This is a genomic window from Paraburkholderia sp. EG304 (assembly GCF_046543485.1).
Classification (GTDB): Bacteria; Pseudomonadota; Gammaproteobacteria; order Burkholderiales; family Burkholderiaceae; genus Paraburkholderia; species Paraburkholderia youngii.
In genome coordinates this window covers 1-879 of the sequence record NZ_JBKGUA010000253.1, presented here as the reverse complement: position 1 = coordinate 879, position 879 = coordinate 1, and the positions used below count along the sequence as shown (strand labels likewise).

The window sequence follows — 879 nt, the reverse complement described above, 5'->3', positions numbered from 1 at the left end:
GGGACAGGTCTGTGCCCTTTGGAAAGTATTGTCGTAGAAGGCCATTGGTGTTTTCGTTCGTACCGCGCTGCCATGGGCTGTGCGGGTCGGCGAAGAATACCTTCACGCCGGACTCGATAGTGAAGCGCGCGTGATCGGACAGCTCCTTGCCACGATCCCAGGTTAGTGATCGCCACAACTGGGCAGGCAGGTCCGCCACGGTCTTCTTGAGTGCGTTGGCCATCGTGACAGCTCCGTAGCCGGCCAGCGCGGGTCCGTTTTTCGTGCGCGGAATCAGTCCATAGCCTTTCTCCCGGGGTAAGTGCACGAGCATCGTGAAACGGCTTGATCTTTCCACCAGCGTCCCAATGGCGGATCGGTTCAGGCCAATGAGCAGGTCTCCTTCCCAATGGCCCGGCACAGCACGATCTTCCGCCTCTGCAGGCCGACTGGAAATCATCACCTCCTCGCTTACGTGCGCCCACGCCTTGGCACGCGCTCTCGCTCGGGGAACGCGCAACGCACGACCGGTGCGCAGGCAGCCCACCAGCTCGCGCTTGAGCGCGCCGCGCCCCTGAATATAGAGCGCTTGATAAATGGCTTCGTGAGAGATGCGCATACACTCATCGTCCGGGAAATCTACCTGCAATCGATTGGCAATCTGTTCAGGTGACCAGCCGTTGACCCACTTTCGGTCACCGCGATTTGGTTTATTTCGCCCCTTGAACGGCGCCTGCCTGGGCCCGGCAATTTCACGACCATCAACGTCATGTACTTTGCCCTCCAGGCGCTCCTGTACATATTGACGCAGCCGTGCATTAGTCGCCAGCTTCGCTGGCTTTGGTCGTTTAGCGAACCGTTCCGCCTTCCACTGCGCGACCGAAGCACGATACTCGAGGC

Annotated in this window: 1 protein-coding gene; it reads right to left on the bottom strand. The window is 59.7% G+C overall.

Annotated elements, in window-relative coordinates; genetic code table 11:
* Positions 1-879, bottom strand: an 879-nt coding sequence (locus ACLFKU_RS43700; protein WP_410853384.1) for an IS30 family transposase, incomplete at both ends; no start/stop codon positions are given.